This window comes from Chryseobacterium sp. BGA-UO-ETr-SB22 (genome assembly GCF_059567885.1).
This window is the reverse complement of record NZ_JCAQOV010000005.1, coordinates 1,956,491-1,971,080: the sequence shown is the minus strand read 5'-3', so window position 1 is coordinate 1,971,080 and position 14,590 is coordinate 1,956,491. Positions and strand designations below refer to the sequence as shown.

14 protein-coding genes are annotated in these 14,590 nt (G+C 34.8%); 9 read left to right on the top strand and 5 right to left on the bottom strand.

Features of this window, described 5'->3' with window-relative positions; genetic code table 11:
- Positions 1 to 75 precede the first annotated feature (75 nt).
- Positions 76 to 1,191, top strand: coding sequence for a nuclear transport factor 2 family protein (locus tag AC57AW_RS16340; protein ID WP_496352730.1), 1,116 nt, complete (start codon positions 76 to 78; stop codon positions 1,189 to 1,191).
- Between the two features lie 225 nt (positions 1,192 to 1,416).
- Here AC57AW_RS16340 and AC57AW_RS16335 read toward each other — a convergent pair whose 3' ends face one another.
- The gene (locus AC57AW_RS16335) at positions 1,417 to 1,593 is read right to left on the bottom strand and encodes a bacteriocin-like protein (RefSeq protein ID WP_413228570.1); all 177 of its coding nucleotides are present in this window, start codon (positions 1,591 to 1,593) and stop codon (positions 1,417 to 1,419) included.
- A gap of 312 nt (positions 1,594 to 1,905) precedes the next feature.
- Between AC57AW_RS16335 and AC57AW_RS16330 the strand changes: the two genes are divergently transcribed.
- Entirely contained in the window at positions 1,906 to 2,382 is a 477-nt protein-coding gene (locus AC57AW_RS16330) for a DUF5675 family protein (protein WP_318845337.1), read from the top strand.
- A 7-nt stretch (positions 2,383 to 2,389) separates the two neighbouring features.
- The gene (locus AC57AW_RS16325) at positions 2,390 to 4,099 is read left to right on the top strand and encodes a hypothetical protein (protein ID WP_496352729.1); all 1,710 of its coding nucleotides are present in this window, start codon (positions 2,390 to 2,392) and stop codon (positions 4,097 to 4,099) included.
- Positions 4,100 to 4,290: 191 nt separating this feature from the next.
- Here the strand turns inward: AC57AW_RS16325 and AC57AW_RS16320 are convergent, their stop codons facing one another.
- The gene (locus AC57AW_RS16320; RefSeq protein ID WP_496352728.1) at positions 4,291 to 4,776 is read right to left on the bottom strand and encodes a hypothetical protein; all 486 of its coding nucleotides are present in this window, start codon (positions 4,774 to 4,776) and stop codon (positions 4,291 to 4,293) included.
- Positions 4,777 to 5,201: 425 nt separating this feature from the next.
- Between AC57AW_RS16320 and AC57AW_RS16315 the strand changes: the two genes are divergently transcribed.
- Together AC57AW_RS16315 and AC57AW_RS16310 are read left to right on the top strand one after the other, a co-directional pair.
- On the top strand, positions 5,202 to 6,440 hold the full coding sequence (locus AC57AW_RS16315) for a zinc-dependent metalloprotease family protein (RefSeq protein WP_496352727.1): 1,239 nt from the start codon (positions 5,202 to 5,204) through the stop codon (positions 6,438 to 6,440).
- Between the two features lie 797 nt (positions 6,441 to 7,237).
- Entirely contained in the window at positions 7,238 to 9,037 is a 1,800-nt protein-coding gene (locus AC57AW_RS16310; protein WP_496352726.1) for a hypothetical protein, read from the top strand.
- Between the two features lie 12 nt (positions 9,038 to 9,049).
- On the opposite strand, the gene AC57AW_RS16305 is transcribed toward AC57AW_RS16310, so the two are convergent.
- Together AC57AW_RS16305 and AC57AW_RS16300 are read right to left on the bottom strand one after the other, a co-directional pair.
- Entirely contained in the window at positions 9,050 to 9,868 is an 819-nt protein-coding gene (locus AC57AW_RS16305) for an anti-sigma factor (RefSeq protein WP_496352725.1), read from the bottom strand.
- Position 9,869: 1 nt separating this feature from the next.
- Positions 9,870 to 10,481 (bottom strand): RNA polymerase sigma factor, encoded by a 612-nt coding sequence (locus AC57AW_RS16300; protein WP_496352724.1) that lies wholly within the window; start codon positions 10,479 to 10,481, stop codon positions 9,870 to 9,872.
- Positions 10,482 to 10,529: 48 nt separating this feature from the next.
- Here AC57AW_RS16300 and msrB point away from each other — a divergent pair, with 48 nt between their 5' ends.
- The 4 genes from msrB to AC57AW_RS16280 all read left to right on the top strand — a co-directional run bounded on the left by msrB (position 10,530) and on the right by AC57AW_RS16280 (position 13,365).
- Positions 10,530 to 11,045, top strand: coding sequence for a peptide-methionine (R)-S-oxide reductase MsrB (gene msrB, locus AC57AW_RS16295; RefSeq protein ID WP_496352723.1), 516 nt, complete (start codon positions 10,530 to 10,532; stop codon positions 11,043 to 11,045).
- Between the two features lie 116 nt (positions 11,046 to 11,161).
- Positions 11,162 to 11,731, top strand: a complete 570-nt coding sequence (locus AC57AW_RS16290) for a fasciclin domain-containing protein (RefSeq protein WP_496352722.1) — start codon at positions 11,162 to 11,164, stop codon at positions 11,729 to 11,731.
- Positions 11,732 to 11,814: 83 nt separating this feature from the next.
- Positions 11,815 to 12,525 carry a ferritin-like domain-containing protein gene (locus tag AC57AW_RS16285; protein ID WP_318845359.1) on the top strand — a complete coding sequence of 237 codons (711 nt, stop codon included), beginning with the start codon at positions 11,815 to 11,817 and terminating at the stop codon, positions 12,523 to 12,525.
- A 24-nt stretch (positions 12,526 to 12,549) separates the two neighbouring features.
- A complete protein-coding gene (locus tag AC57AW_RS16280; protein WP_496352721.1) occupies positions 12,550 to 13,365 on the top strand; it encodes a ferritin-like domain-containing protein in 816 nt (271 codons plus the stop codon).
- A 491-nt stretch (positions 13,366 to 13,856) separates the two neighbouring features.
- Here AC57AW_RS16280 and AC57AW_RS16275 read toward each other — a convergent pair whose 3' ends face one another.
- Positions 13,857 to 14,378, bottom strand: coding sequence for a TlpA family protein disulfide reductase (locus tag AC57AW_RS16275; RefSeq protein WP_496352720.1), 522 nt, complete (start codon positions 14,376 to 14,378; stop codon positions 13,857 to 13,859).
- Between the last annotated feature and the right edge of the window lie 212 nt (positions 14,379 to 14,590).

Below are 14,590 nucleotides of genomic sequence, written 5' to 3'. Positions count from 1 at the left end.
ATAAACCTGGAATGATTTTAAACGTAAGCAATATATTTTTGTGAAATATTTTTAAATCATTGAAATCCAACGTTTATGAGAAAAATCTTTTTCACAATTTTATTGATACTCCTGTCAAATGGGAGTTTTGCACAATCGGAACAATCTCTCATTGAGAATTGTATTCAAAACTATATCAATGGTACCTCTTATAATAAGCCCGAAAGCATTAGTAAGGCTTTTTATACTGAAGCCAATCTTTTTCTAAGCCACAAAGAAAAGCCTTTATGGATTGTTCCCATTTCAGAATATGTCACCTGGTTTCAAAAAGGAAATAAAGGAGAATTTAATGGTCGTATAGGGAAAATCATCTCTGTAGAATATTTTAATGACATTGCTATTGCAAAAGCTGAAATCCTTATTCCTGAAAAAAAACAAGAATTTTTGGATATGTTCTTGCTCAAAAAGTTGGAAGGCGAATGGAAAATAATCAGCAAATCTGCAAGCAGTAAAGCCAGTAATAAATCCGGAAAAAAAATATTATTCATTGTTTCCAATGCGCATTATTACGGAAATTCTACCATTTCAACGGGAAATAGCTTTGCCGAAATTGTAAACGCTTATGATACTTTTGTCAATTCTGGTTATACCGTTGATTTTGTAAGCCCAAAAGGCGGTAGTATCCCTTTAGCCTACATTGATACCTCGGATAGTTTGCAAAAACAATATGTATATAATCAAAACTTCATGTATGCTATAGGACATACTTTGAATCCTAAAGAAATTGATTATAAAACGTATAAAGCGGTTCATTATATTGGTGGGGGAAGTGCGATGTATGGTGTTCCTGAAGATTCAGACATTCAACATATTGCGATGCAGGTTTATGAAGATAATCATGGCATTATTTCTTCGGTGTGTCACGGAACAGCGGGTATTGTCAACTTGAAAACTAAAAATGGCAAATTCTTAGTTCAGGGAAAGACAATAAGCGGCTATCCTGATTCTTTTGAAAAACAGGATGGTGAATATTTTAAACAGTTTCCATTCTTAATTCAGAAGACCATAGAAGAAAGAGGAGGAACTTTTAAATTTTCAAAAGGAAATGTATCTCACGTTGAACAAGACGGTCGAATTATTACCGGACAAAATTTTCAATCATCAAATGGTGTTGCTCTGAAAATTATTGAATGGATTGAGAAAAATAAATAGGATAAAACTTCAGTTAACAGAGGTCTAGGCTATTGTTTTTTTGTGAAATTTAAAGTTTAGTATTCAGAAACTTTGCGTTTGCGGTCACAACTTGCGAAAATGAAAATTTCACAAAAAATAGATAAATCCTGCAAAATCATTGATTTGCAGGATTGTTTGTTTAGATCTATTATCATAATTTTCAAAAGCACTCCAAGAGTATTCGGTAAATTGGTTTGCTTTTTTTTAAATGGGATCGGGTATCACTAGTTGACTACAGTCTATTGTTTTTGGGATGCATTTCTTTACTTTTTCACACCATTGATGAGTGTATATGCATACTGACGGAAATGGGCCGCCAATTGGTCCTGCTCCGCTTACTGTTTTCAATTCATTTCTTGAAAGTTTTTTTAGATTTTTCATATTGCAAAATGTTTTTATTTTCCTACTCTTTTAGGTAAAGCTTTTCGGATACCGCTTATTTTATAGTTCAAAAATGGGATATCAGGTATTCAAAACAAAGCAGGATTTAATAAGTGACAGTACTTTTTATATAAGTGAAGCAATTTAAAAGCTTACTGTATAGATGGCCATAGAAAATCTGATACTCTGGCAGCTGAAATATTACACAAAAGTGCCATAGACAAGGATCTGATTTACATGTAATTTTACCATAAAATCAATCAATATCTCTGTAACCGTAGGTTTACCCCTCAACCCTTAAAATATAAAATCATGAAAACAACTTTACTCGTAATTGTATTGACCGCTATTTTTTCAGGCAGTCTTTTTGGGCAAAGAAATTTTGAAATAGTTATTGAAAGAAAACTGTCATCAGCGACCTGTACCTTAGGATATCTCATTGCAGATAAAAAAGTCATCTGCCATACATTGGAACTGCCATGGGAAAATAATACAAAAAATATCAGTTGTATTCCTCCCGGATCCTATAACGGTATTTTGAGATACGATAAAAATGACGGATGGAGAATCCAGCTTGAAAACGTTCCGGACAGAGATGGAGTGCAAATTCATATGGGAAACTATACAAAACAGATCAAAGGATGTGTTTTGGTGGGGATGGAAACCGATATTAAAAACTGTACTGTGGCAAATAGTAAACTGGCATACAGTAAATTGAAAGATGCATTTTACGGGACCTCAAATCCTAACAGTACTCCTGATAAAAACATTATAGTAACCTTTAAATAAACTAATCATGAAAAATCTTTATGTAACCATTGTATTGCTGCTTGCCAATACCGGAATTATCTGGTCGCAAGTGACGCCGAATTCGAACAAATTTTCAGTTGAGAATTATGTAGCCATTGATAGTAAAGGGAAATATGCGCTTTATAACACCCACGGCTTTTATGAAAATGTTGCTAAGGGTACTGTTGCTAAGGTGTTTATATTGCCTATTCTTAAGTTTGATATCAATAATATTAAATATATAGACAGTAAAGGAAATGAAACGTATAAGAGTTCAGATCAGATCCGGACCTTAATTATTCCGGTAACACAGGAGCTGGCATTACCCAATGAAAGCCAGAAAGCATCGATTTGTGCCGCAATAAAAAGCACAACCATAGCAGCTTTTTATCCTCCGATTCTAAAAAACACAAACGGTCAGCCTGCTTTAACGCCTTACCTGGTGACCAATCCTGCATTAACCAACCATTTCTTTTCCCTGGCCCAACAGTATGAAACTACGATGCTGGCTCCGCAGGAACAGTTGATTAAAAATTATAATACAGATTTTCAAAGTCAGATCATCTCACCTACCGAGGTAGAATTCATTGTGGAAGCAGGAGGGGAGACCGTTTACAGCAAACGTATCTCAGGAACTTTGGTTGGAAATAAAAGTTTTAAAAATATAAGTATTGAAAATCCTACGGAATATGTTAAAAATCTTCTGGCCAACGGAAATGGTGAGATATCGGTCAGCTATAAATTTAAGAATTCTAAAACCAGTTATATTAATGCACATTTAGACGGAAGTACTATTGTTAACCAATTTTTAAGTGATGCTCAACAGAGCAGTGTCAGCCAGAAATCAAGCGGCTGGGCATTTCTTGGTTTAGGAAGCAGCCGGAAATCTATGAAGTCCTCATTCAATCAGCAGGTTGAGAATCAGTATACCGCTGAAAAAATTAATACTACGAGAATCGAAATGTATGATGCAGATGACGAAATGATTCATCAGTTTGAAGAAAAATTCTTTCCTGATATCTCTCAGGAGGAAGCCCTTAAAAATCACCTTCAGGCAGCCGAAAAAGCAAAAGCGGAAGGAAACGATAAATTACAGAATTTACATTTGCAGTTTGCAGAATCACTACAAAAAAATGATCCTAACCTAACTCCTAATATTGAGGCTGCTGTAGCGGCTCTTGGTAAAAAAGATTATATCGGATTTATAGCCAATGGAGTAAGATGGGGGAATAATGGAGCGAAAGGTAATACTTCCTTTAAAAAGGTGCTGAACAGTACTGAAATGACAAAGATGGTGGAAGATTACAGCCATACGAAAACAATATCGGTGCAGCATGCGGTTACTCAACCTGTCATTGCCAAAGAAGATGTGAAGTTTAGAGCTTCTGTAGGCGTTATCGATGTTATTCCATGGGATGTACAACTGAATATTTTTAATGGATATAATACCGTTTTTCAGAATGTAAAAGGGGTATTAATAGGCCCAACAACTGTAGGCGGAGCTTTACATCTCAATAATATTCTGGCTGGTACTCTGGTTAAAAAAGTGGGTGCTTATTCTGTATATGATGCTCAAACTTTTACAGATGCTTTAAAAAACTATGAGCCTGGCGAAAGAACCAATTTGACTTTAGTTGTGCCTAATGCAATGAATCCCAATATTTATCAGGAAAAAACCGTACAATTTACTTTAGGGTCTTTTCCGGTTATTGATTAAAATTCACGATGGGTATATAATTACAATAATTAAAAGACTCCTGTAGATTTTTTCAACAGGAGTCTTTTGTTCATATGAATCTTTATCCTGCCTATTTTAAGTTATTAATACTTAACGTCTGAAGATTTTGTAGAGCGGGAACAAAAATTAAAAGAAATAATTATATAAAAAATATAATTGGTAAGTAAGACTTATTTCTTTGGAGTTAAAGATAAATTATCCATATAAACGGCTTGATGTACGCCATTCAGTAAAACTTTCAGACTCAGATGTGCATCTTTTTTCAAAGAAATGGTATATGTTTTTTTCTCTCCTGTTATTTTTGAAGGTTTAGTGATTGAAACATAAGATTTTGCATCAGAAGGGTTATTTACTGAGAAAAGCTCTAATGTTGTTTCGCCTCCGTTATCCGAAAGATCAAGAGAAAGGGTATAGGTTCCCGCTTTGATTTCCGGAGTTACCAGATACATATTTTCTCCGGGGTTGCTCATTGAATAAAAAACAATTCTTTTGTCACTCGCATACAGCATAGCTTTTCCTGGCTGAGCAGTCCAGCATTTATTGATGTCTTTCCAGGTGTCAAAATTTTCTGCAAGGGTAGATACCGGTTTACACTGTGCATTTGCTGTTAGAAATCCTCCTATAACAGCTATTCCCGAGAGTACGATTTTTCTCATATCTTATTTTTATTTATAATGAGTAAAAATAACAAAAAAAGATGATATTGAAATGTTCTTGTTTTATGATTTAATTTAGCTTTTCAGCTGGCCTGCTGAACACAAATAAGAATTCTAAATAAAATAGATTCAACCTAAGGATAGAATTATAAATGAGGATAATTGATTAAATCATACGTATTAGATACATGATATATTGAAACCGTAATCATATTCGATTTAAATTGCGAATTATTATATATTTTTGATCCGGATAACTAACATGTCATTCCTTACAATATAGTAAAAAACTTGTATTTCAAAATTCCAATCGTGGAATGAAATCTCAATCCAATCTCCGTTTAAATCAAAAATCTAGATCAAATTAAATAAACTATGTAATTAAACACGTACAAACAATTTATCACACTTTAAAGAATTAAAATATGAAAAAACAACTCATCTTATCGGCTCTTTTGTGTAGCCTGTTCTTTGTTTCCTGTAATTCTGAAAACCAGGAAAATGATTTGCCGGAAAATACTGTTAATGCAGCAGTTAATGGCAGTGTTTACAAAATTTCAGAACTGCCGGTTCTTCCGGAATTTGCAAAATCTATTGAAAAAGCCGGAGAGCTCAGAAGGTTCACACTCATCAAGAATGATGGCACAAAATTAAATTTTGAAATGACGAGTGCCAAAGCCACTCTGTTTGGGAAAATGAGAACCCTGGCAGGAACTGTCAGTACGGATCTGGGAAAGGATGAAAAGGCTGTTATGTTAGTCAGTGAAAATGGATTTGAACTGCTCTACACAGATCATGATCAGAACTTTTTACTTAAAGGTAATGAGGAGCTGAATATAGGCTATAAAAAGCATGATTTTACTATGAGTGCTTCAGTAAGACAATCATTTTTAGCCTTTACCAAAAAAAATGGAGTTGATGGGAATCAGATTTTAAGTAACCTGAACAGAAAAAGCATAAATAATGACTCCCGTTACGAAGTAGCAGTTGAAAAATCCAATCATTATACGCTAATTAATGAAACCGCTACCATGAGAAAAAGGGAGAGTATGGAAGGAAAAAGCGAATGCCCTACAGTTCAGCTTCCGTTTGATGTATCTAACCCATCTTTTAATAAAACTGTAGAGGCAGATCCGGGCAATTATAATATAGAAATAATGCATATGGATGATACTTATGATTTTGACCAGGCCTACCTTAATCTTGGTCTTTCTTTATATTCTGTGGACAACGATACTGCAAACCTTTCCCATATGCCTACTATTTATCAATATCAAATACCTGATGAGGTGACTGAGCCTGATCAATATTTCGATTATATACTTGCTGTGGAGAAACAATCAAATTCAGGAACTCAATTGGGTAACCTAAAAAATTATTGCAACAAATATCCAACTCAGATAAAAGCAGCTAAATGTGCTTTATATGAAAATAAATGGGATAGTGGCGTTTTGGGATCAGCCTGGGTTGGAACTTATTCATCAGGCTCTTACTCTACATTAATTGCCTGTGACAACTCAGGTAATGTTCTTGCCCATGAATGCGGACATAACCTTGGTGCTACTCATGTGAACAGTTCAAGTGATGTTATGTATAAATATGCTTCTTCAAATCTCTCCCATTTTGATGCAGCTAATATTGCTAAAATTAAAGCTAAATTGTAATATAAAAGGGGCTGTTAATAGTAAATCTTTTTATTAAAGCAGGAAGAAATTAATAACCACCACAAATGAGTATAGTGCCTCAAGATGGTGTATGGAAGTAAATTTGAAAATTTACTCTAAAAACATTCAATGATCTAGATTTTTAGCCTTCTCTTTGAGAGGGCTTTTTGTTATATTTTATATTCTGGAGCTCATTAGTAATTATGTTATTTCAAACTTAATTTTTTTCCTTTAAAAGAGATTTTTAACTTAGATTTAAAAAGAATGAGCTACAGTGGTTTATTTCTCTTTAAGCTATAGAAGAAAATTTTTTATAATTTTAGCTTCTTATTTTATAATCTGAATGGAGTACACCAATAAAACAAATACTTTTTTTCTTTTAAAAACTGTAATTTATACAATTGGATTTCTATGCTTAGCAGGGATTTCAAGAGTTTGGATAGGATCAAATGAAAATTGGAATCAGATGACAGAAAATAATTTTATTCCGGCATTAATATTCAGAAGTGTTTTTTTGACGTTGGTGGGATTAATCTTTTTAGGATTATCATCAATAGTAAGCAGGATCTACAAGAAAGAGAGTTGTTTTTCGAAAGAATTGGTTGTTTTACTATTGCTTTCTTTCATACTGAATGTAATAACGATGCTAGGCCTCATCTGAGATGAAATGATAATAAAAAATAAGACTATTAAATACAAGTGAGTTGTACATAGAAAAATTTCCTAAATGTGGTAGGTATTTAAGCCTTGTTGGCGTATAAATTGATACAACAAACTGAACTGAATTTTGATGACTAATGACTAGAACAGCTGTAACTCTGATTTTCTTTTTAACTGGTTTTTTCTTTTTACATGCACAGGAGAAGAAAGATTCGCTGTATTATAAAATAGAAGAATTTTCGGATAAGAGAAAAGTTACCAAATTCATTCACCGCTTTATATTTCGTAGAGAACCGGATTCTACTTCCGTGAAGTCCAGGACAGAAAAGCTGTCGCAGGAGGCTTACAACAAAAAATACATCAGAAAAATCAGGATCGAAACCATTGACCCCTTTGGATATGGCTCTAACGATGCTAAAGAAAAAGCCAGATGGTATGATTGGGTAGCAGATCACCTTCATGCTAATACAAGAAATTCTACGGTTAATAATTATTTGCTTTTTGAAGAAGGTGAGGAATATAACGCCCAGAAACTTTATGAATCCGAGCGTTTGCTTAGAGCAATGCCATTTGTCAACAGAGTAAATATCAGTGTTTCCGACAGTACTTCCAGCAAAGATTCTATTGATGTTGTGGTAAAAGTTCTTGATTCCTGGAGTCTGAAACCGAGAATTAGTTATTCCGGGAGTAAAATCGGTCTCGGAGCTACTGAAGAAAATGTATTGGGATTAGGCCATACTCTTGATTTCCTTTACAGAAACGATTCCAAAGAAAAGCAGGATTATCTTTTAGGAAGCTATACAACCTACAACCTTTTAGGAACTTATATCAATGCCCAGCTTCTTGGGGAAAGAGATTTTTCAAAAAATGAAAGAATTAATTTCAGCTTAAGAAGAGACTTTTTCTCACCTTTGACGAAATGGGCGGGTGGTTTTACATTTGAATATTTTAAACGGAAGGTTTTACTTCCTACAGAAACCGATACTGCTTTTCCGGAAGTTCAGATCAAAGTGTACAGTCAGGATTTATGGGGTGGTTATCAGATTCCGGTTTCATCAGACCCCAACGAAAAAGTATCCAGCAATATTGCGATAATAGGAAGATTTCAGAATTATCAGTATAAAGACAGTCCGGGAATAGACCAGTATAAATATTTTAGCTCATACAACAGTTTTCTGATGTCTGTCGGGTTTATCCATAGAAACTTTTCGGTTCAGAGAAATATTTTTCAATATGACTTGCCGGAAGATGTTGCGTACGGTAATTCGGTGAACATTATTGCGGGAGGTTTATCAAGAAATAAAGAAGTGAACCCTTATGTGGGAATTTCTGCTTCTTATGGTACTTTTACAAAATTGGGGTACTTTACTGTGAAAGGGCAGTTTGGAAGGTTTTTTAATGAAGATAGTCAAAATCGCGAGTCTTTCCGTGTGGATGGAACATATTTTACAAATCTTATGGATTGGAAATTTGCCAGAGCAAGGCATTTCTTTTCTCCTACGATAGCCTTAGGAAATCCACAGCATAACTATTCTTATAAAGACAGAATCAATCTTTCTTCCACAGATGAGTTTCCCGTTTACAATTCCGACTATATTGGGACTAAAAAACTGGTTTTAAGATATCAGCTTCAACTGTTCATTAATAAAACGTGGAAGAATTTCCACTTCAGTCCTTATCTAACTACAGCAGTTGGATGGCTGGGAATGCCTGATGATAAACTATTAAAAACAAAGGCAAATACAAAAATTGGTATTGGGGTATTAATCAATAATCCATATCTGGTTTTCAACAGAATTCAGATTTCTTTCATGTACTATCCACGGGTTCCGTTTGATAATAACTCGGTTTTTGATTTTAACAGCAATAGGAATAATCTGTTACCAATGAATAATTTTGCAACGGATGTTCCTCATTTTGTGAACTTTGGAAATTGATAAATACGTGTTTTAAATTTCACCCATTACAAACATATTCTCCATGGTAGGTACTTTGCTTCCGCCTTCTTTTTCAAGAGTAATGGCAAAAGCCTGAGCATTGGAAATATTGGCCAGCGCAGTGTTGCTGTCTTTATCTTCAGTGTACATTCCTGCACTTACAGGTTTCCCGTCTTCGATAGCCCAAAGCTGGTATTGCATTCCTGTAGGAGCTTTAGGAAGTTTTTCCGCGTTCAGATAGACTTCTTTTGTTTTTTTATCCCAGAAAACCATTGCTTTGGAATCCGTATGCTTTTCCACACCCTTCAGCATTACCATCTGCATATCAGGATTGGAGAACATATCAATCTTGCGGTTCATTTTTTTCATTGCCTGATCCTGAGCTTGTTTTTCTGCAGACAATAAAGCCATTTCCTTTTCATTGGACGATTGGCTGTTCATCCAGAATAAATTGCCCGCAACACTGATCAGGAATAGTGCAGAAGCTGCTACTGCATAGGTTTTCCAGTGGGTATTTCTCTGAATGCTTACTCTTTCTGGAGTTTCTTTATTGTCTTTTATTACTGGAATGTCTGTTAAAACAGCAGGTGTTATTTCTTCAGCCTGTTCCTGCTGAATTTTATTCCAGATCTTAGATTTCAAATCACTTGGAGGTGTTACAGCCTGAACGGTAGCAAGATGTTCCAAAGTTTTTTGTGCTTCTTCAAAAGCTGCTTTTACTTCAGCATTATTCTTCATCACACACTCCAAAATCCCTGCTTCCTCAGGAGAAGCATGGCCAAGAATATAAGATTCTATAATTCCGGATGATATGTATTCTTTAGTGTTCAATTTATTGATAATCTTTTAGCAAATCTTTTAATTTCATCAGTGCATTACGCATTTTCGTTTTCACCGTTCCCAGCGGTATCTTCAGTTTTTCGGATATTTCATGTTGGGTATATCCCTGATAATAAGCAAGATTTATAAGTTCCTGCTTGTCTGTTTCCAGTCCTTCAAGCACATTGTTGAATCCGATATAGTCGGATGAATTATTGACCGTTGAAAGTTCTGCAGTATTATATACGAAATCAGGAAGTGATTGGTTTTTAAGCTCATTCTGGAATCCTTTAGACTTTAAATAATCAATAGCCGTATTTCTTGCAATATTGATCATCCAGGTGTAAAACCTTCCTTTGGAAGTGTCGTACTGATGGATAGAGTTCCATATTTTAACAAAAACATCCTGAATCACTTCTTCAGTGTATTCTTTAGACTGAACGATCCGGAGAATGATTCCGTACAGCGCACCGGAATAGTGGTCATACAGATAATGAAAACCGGCTTCGTTTTTTTCTTTTAATAAAACGATAAGTTCCTCTTCCGAATAGGTTGTTTTAATAGCTTTTGTTTTTCTGTCCAAATGTAATAAAATAAAACAAATAGTCAATAAAATCCAATCCATCTTTTATTTCGTACATGATTTTAAAGAAATTATTAAAAAATATTCAATATGAAAAATCATACTTCAAGAGCTGTACTTGTTTTTTGTATCGCTCTGTCTGCACACTTCTATAAAGCCCAGAGTCAGCTTTTTAAAATTAAAAATCCTTATTACTCCCGTACAGCTGAAAATCTACTGAAAGTAAGCAATGCTGAGTGGAAAAAGATTTTAAAACCCGAACTCTATCAGGTGGCCAGAGAAGGAGCTACAGAAACTGCTTTTACCGGAAAGTATTATGAATTTGATGAAAAAGGAACTTATTATTGTGCGGTATGCGGGAATCCTCTTTTTATTTCAACTTCAAAATTTGCTACCACCTGTGGATGGCCGTCTTTTTATCAGCCTATCCGTAAAAACAGCGTTAAATACAGAAAAGATTCCTCACACGGTATGGAACGTACTGAAGTATTGTGCGGAAGATGTGATTCTCATCTGGGACATGTTTTTGATGATGGTCCCAAACCTACAGGAAACCGATTTTGTATGAATTCTGTCTGCCTTAAATTTGTTCCAAATAAAAAATAATAAGCTATAAATCAATTGGTTGAAAAATAATTTCGTTTTTTTCAATCTAAAATAAAACCAACCTCGTAAATGACATTAAACACACAATTAACTATAATTAATTAAAAAATAACGCAATGAACACACAATCGAAAATCACAGTTTTAGCAATGGTCGCTTTATCATTTGCTTTTAGCGGGAAGGTAACGGCACAAACGATGAAAGAAAAAACAGTAATGGTAGGAGGAGCTCCTATGTATCCATCCAAAAATATTATTGAAAACGCGGTCAATTCCAAAGATCACAAAACCCTCGTAGCAGCAGTAAAAGCTGCCGGTTTAGTAGAAACATTACAGGGAGCAGGACCTTTTACCGTACTGGCTCCCACAGATGCTGCCTTTGCAAAACTTCCGAAAGGAACAGTAGAAAATCTTGTAAAGCCTGAAAATAAAGCAATGCTTACAAGCATATTGACATATCATGTGCTTCCTGGAAAATACAGTGCAAAAGAAATCTGGGCCGCTGTAAAAGCAGGAAATGGGAAAAGTATGATGAAAACAGTACAGGGAGAGGAACTTACTTTCTGGACTAAAGGCAAAGACCTTTATATCAAAGATGCTAAAGGAAACAGTGCCAAAGTAACTATTGCAGATGTGAACCAATCTAATGGAGTGATTCATGTAATAGACACGGTTTTAATGCCATAACAATTTGTAAGATTTCAAACAGCATATGTTAGTATGCTGTTTTTCTTTCTATTATTTATCCTAACACTAAAAAAATTAATATTATGAAAAAACCAATTCAGGTTTCTAATCAGGGAGTAACCCTTGATACAAGCAGAAGAAACTTTTTAAAATTAAGTGGAGTAGGATTAGCCATCGCAGGCCTTACTTTCATAGGCTGTGATGACAATGATGATTTTCAGATCATAGATGAGCCCAAGTATGATTTGGGGACAGGAGATGTAGGGATATTAAACTATGCCTATGCACTCGAACAGCTGGAAGCTGATTTTTATACAAAAGTGGTGAATAATTTTTATACGGGAATTTCCAGTATTGAAAAAGAAGTTTTTACAGACCTCTATCATCATGAAGTGATTCACCGGGATTTCTTTAAAGTAGCTATTAGTGGTGCTACAGACCATGTACTTCCCAAACTGGAATTCCAGTATCCTAATGTGAATTTTAATGATCGTAATTCAGTATTGGCCACGGCAAAAGCTTTGGAAGATACTGGAGTGGCAGCGTACAATGGAGCAGGAAAATATATTTCCAATCCTGCTTATCTGGTGATTGCCGGCAAAATAGTTTCGGTGGAGGCCAGACATGCTTCTGCCATCAGAAATTTGATCAATCCAGGATCTGCTGATTTTTCGGGAGATGATGTGATAGATGCGAACGGACTTGATCTTGCAAAAGAGCCTAAAGATATTGTGATGGCTGCAGGAGCATTTATCAAAACACCTTTTACCTGGAAAGAAAGAGGCATTAACTAATCATTCACCTTTAAAAATTACATTATGAATATTCTTAGATTACTGGATAAGCTTTCTTATGATAAATTTTTTACAACGGAAGCTTCAAGACTGGAAACCATTACGAATATGTCATTATTCGGAAAAAAAGCAGCTACAGCAGTTGTCCCCCTTGGATTGGGAACGTTGATGGCAACCTCTGCCAAAGCGGAAACTACAACAACGAATTTAACAGGTACTGCTTTAAAAAGCACCCTGACGGATGCCTTACAACTGGCATTGGTCCTGGAATATCTGGAAAATGAATATTACAGTATAGGACTATCCACACCAGGATTGATCCCCACTGGAGACAGAACTGTTTTTATGCAGATCTCAAAACATGAATCAGCCCATGTGAGTTTTCTGAAAAGTACATTGACTTCTCTTGGAACAACACCGGGAAGTAAACCGACTTTTGATTTTACAGCCAGTGGAAATTTTACGCCTTTTACAGATTATAACCAGTTTCTTATTCTTGCACAGGCTTTTGAAGACACTGGAGTAAGAGCTTATAAAGGACAGGCCGGAAATGTAATGTCTAACAAGGTTGTACTTCAGGCCGCATTACAGATTCACTCTGTAGAAGCACGACATGCTTCGCAGGTAAGGAGGATGAGAGCCAATAAAGGATGGATTGAGCTTGCTGACGGAGGAAGCATGCCCTCTGCAACCAATCCCGTGTATGCCGGAGAAGACAATGTAAATCAGGCCGGTTATAATACAGGAACTTTATTTGGAGCTGCGGCTGGTTCTGCGGCTTATGATGAAATATTAAGTGGCAGCGATGCACAGACTATTGCTTCCCTGTTCATAGTTTAGTTGTGATTTGGATGATGATAAAGTGGTGTCCATTTCCGGAATTTTCCGGAAATGGATTTTTTTATGTTATATAGAATTGTAAATGAGTGCTATAGAGAGGTTTGGTTTTCCTTAATAATACCTTTGAAGTGACGATGGGGCAGGTATTGGTTTAAATAAAAAATCCCCAGTAATTCCTGGGGATAAAAACTAATAACCATGAAACTCAAATTAATGAGATAATCAAGCCGCAAATGTATTGAAAAAAGTTTCAAAGTCTCATTATTTTGAATTATTTTTTTCTGTTTTTTTTAAAAATGTACAGAAAGCTTCAATGTTTGCTGCCCGAAAGCATCTCAAAAAAATAAGATATTTTTTAATTGTAGATGGATCTCAAAAAAAGATAAGCTTAACGCCTATCTTATATAACCGCTGTTCAACATCTGTAACCTTCAGTTTTCCAGCGGTTCAGTTAATATGAATGTTGTGTTTTTAAAATGAGATGATGAATTCTATTGGAGTGTTTTTAATCGAGTGGTAAACTCATTATAATCTATACTCCCTACATTTTTATCAATTACCTTTCCATCTTTTATGATAAAAGTTAATGGGATGGCACTGTACCCCAATAGGCCGTTTCCTCCCAAATAGGTTTTGATTGCCTCTATATATTCTACATTTTGAAGTGTAATATCGTTTATCGTATTTTTAGTAAGAAAAGTTTTTAATTTTTCAGGATCTTCATCAATAGATAAAAAAGCAAACTTTATGTTTGGGTTCTCTTCCATTATTTTTTTGAAAGTTGGAATTTCCTGAAGGCAGGGTTTACACCATGTGGCCCAAACATTGATCACGATGATTCCGTCCTTATTCAGATATTCTTTTTGGAAGGGGCTGTCTTCAATATTTCCGGAGAATTTTGTTTTAAGGTGATTGATTATAGGAGGATCAACAGTACTTATTTTGATGAATTTTAATCCAAGGAAAATAGCTGCTGCTGGAATAATTATAATTAATATTATTTTTTTTATCATTTGTTTTTTTGCAAAACTATGTAATTCTTCAATCTAATAAATGATCAAGACTGTAGATATTAAACTACAGGAATAGCAAATTAAATTGTCACAGAGCAGAGAAGTTTATCATTCTATAAATCTTATTTTTTAAAATATAGTAGATTTCATCTATTGACTTATTTAATATTGATAGATTGTATAGATTTTCTGAATCGAATTTATTGAGAGGG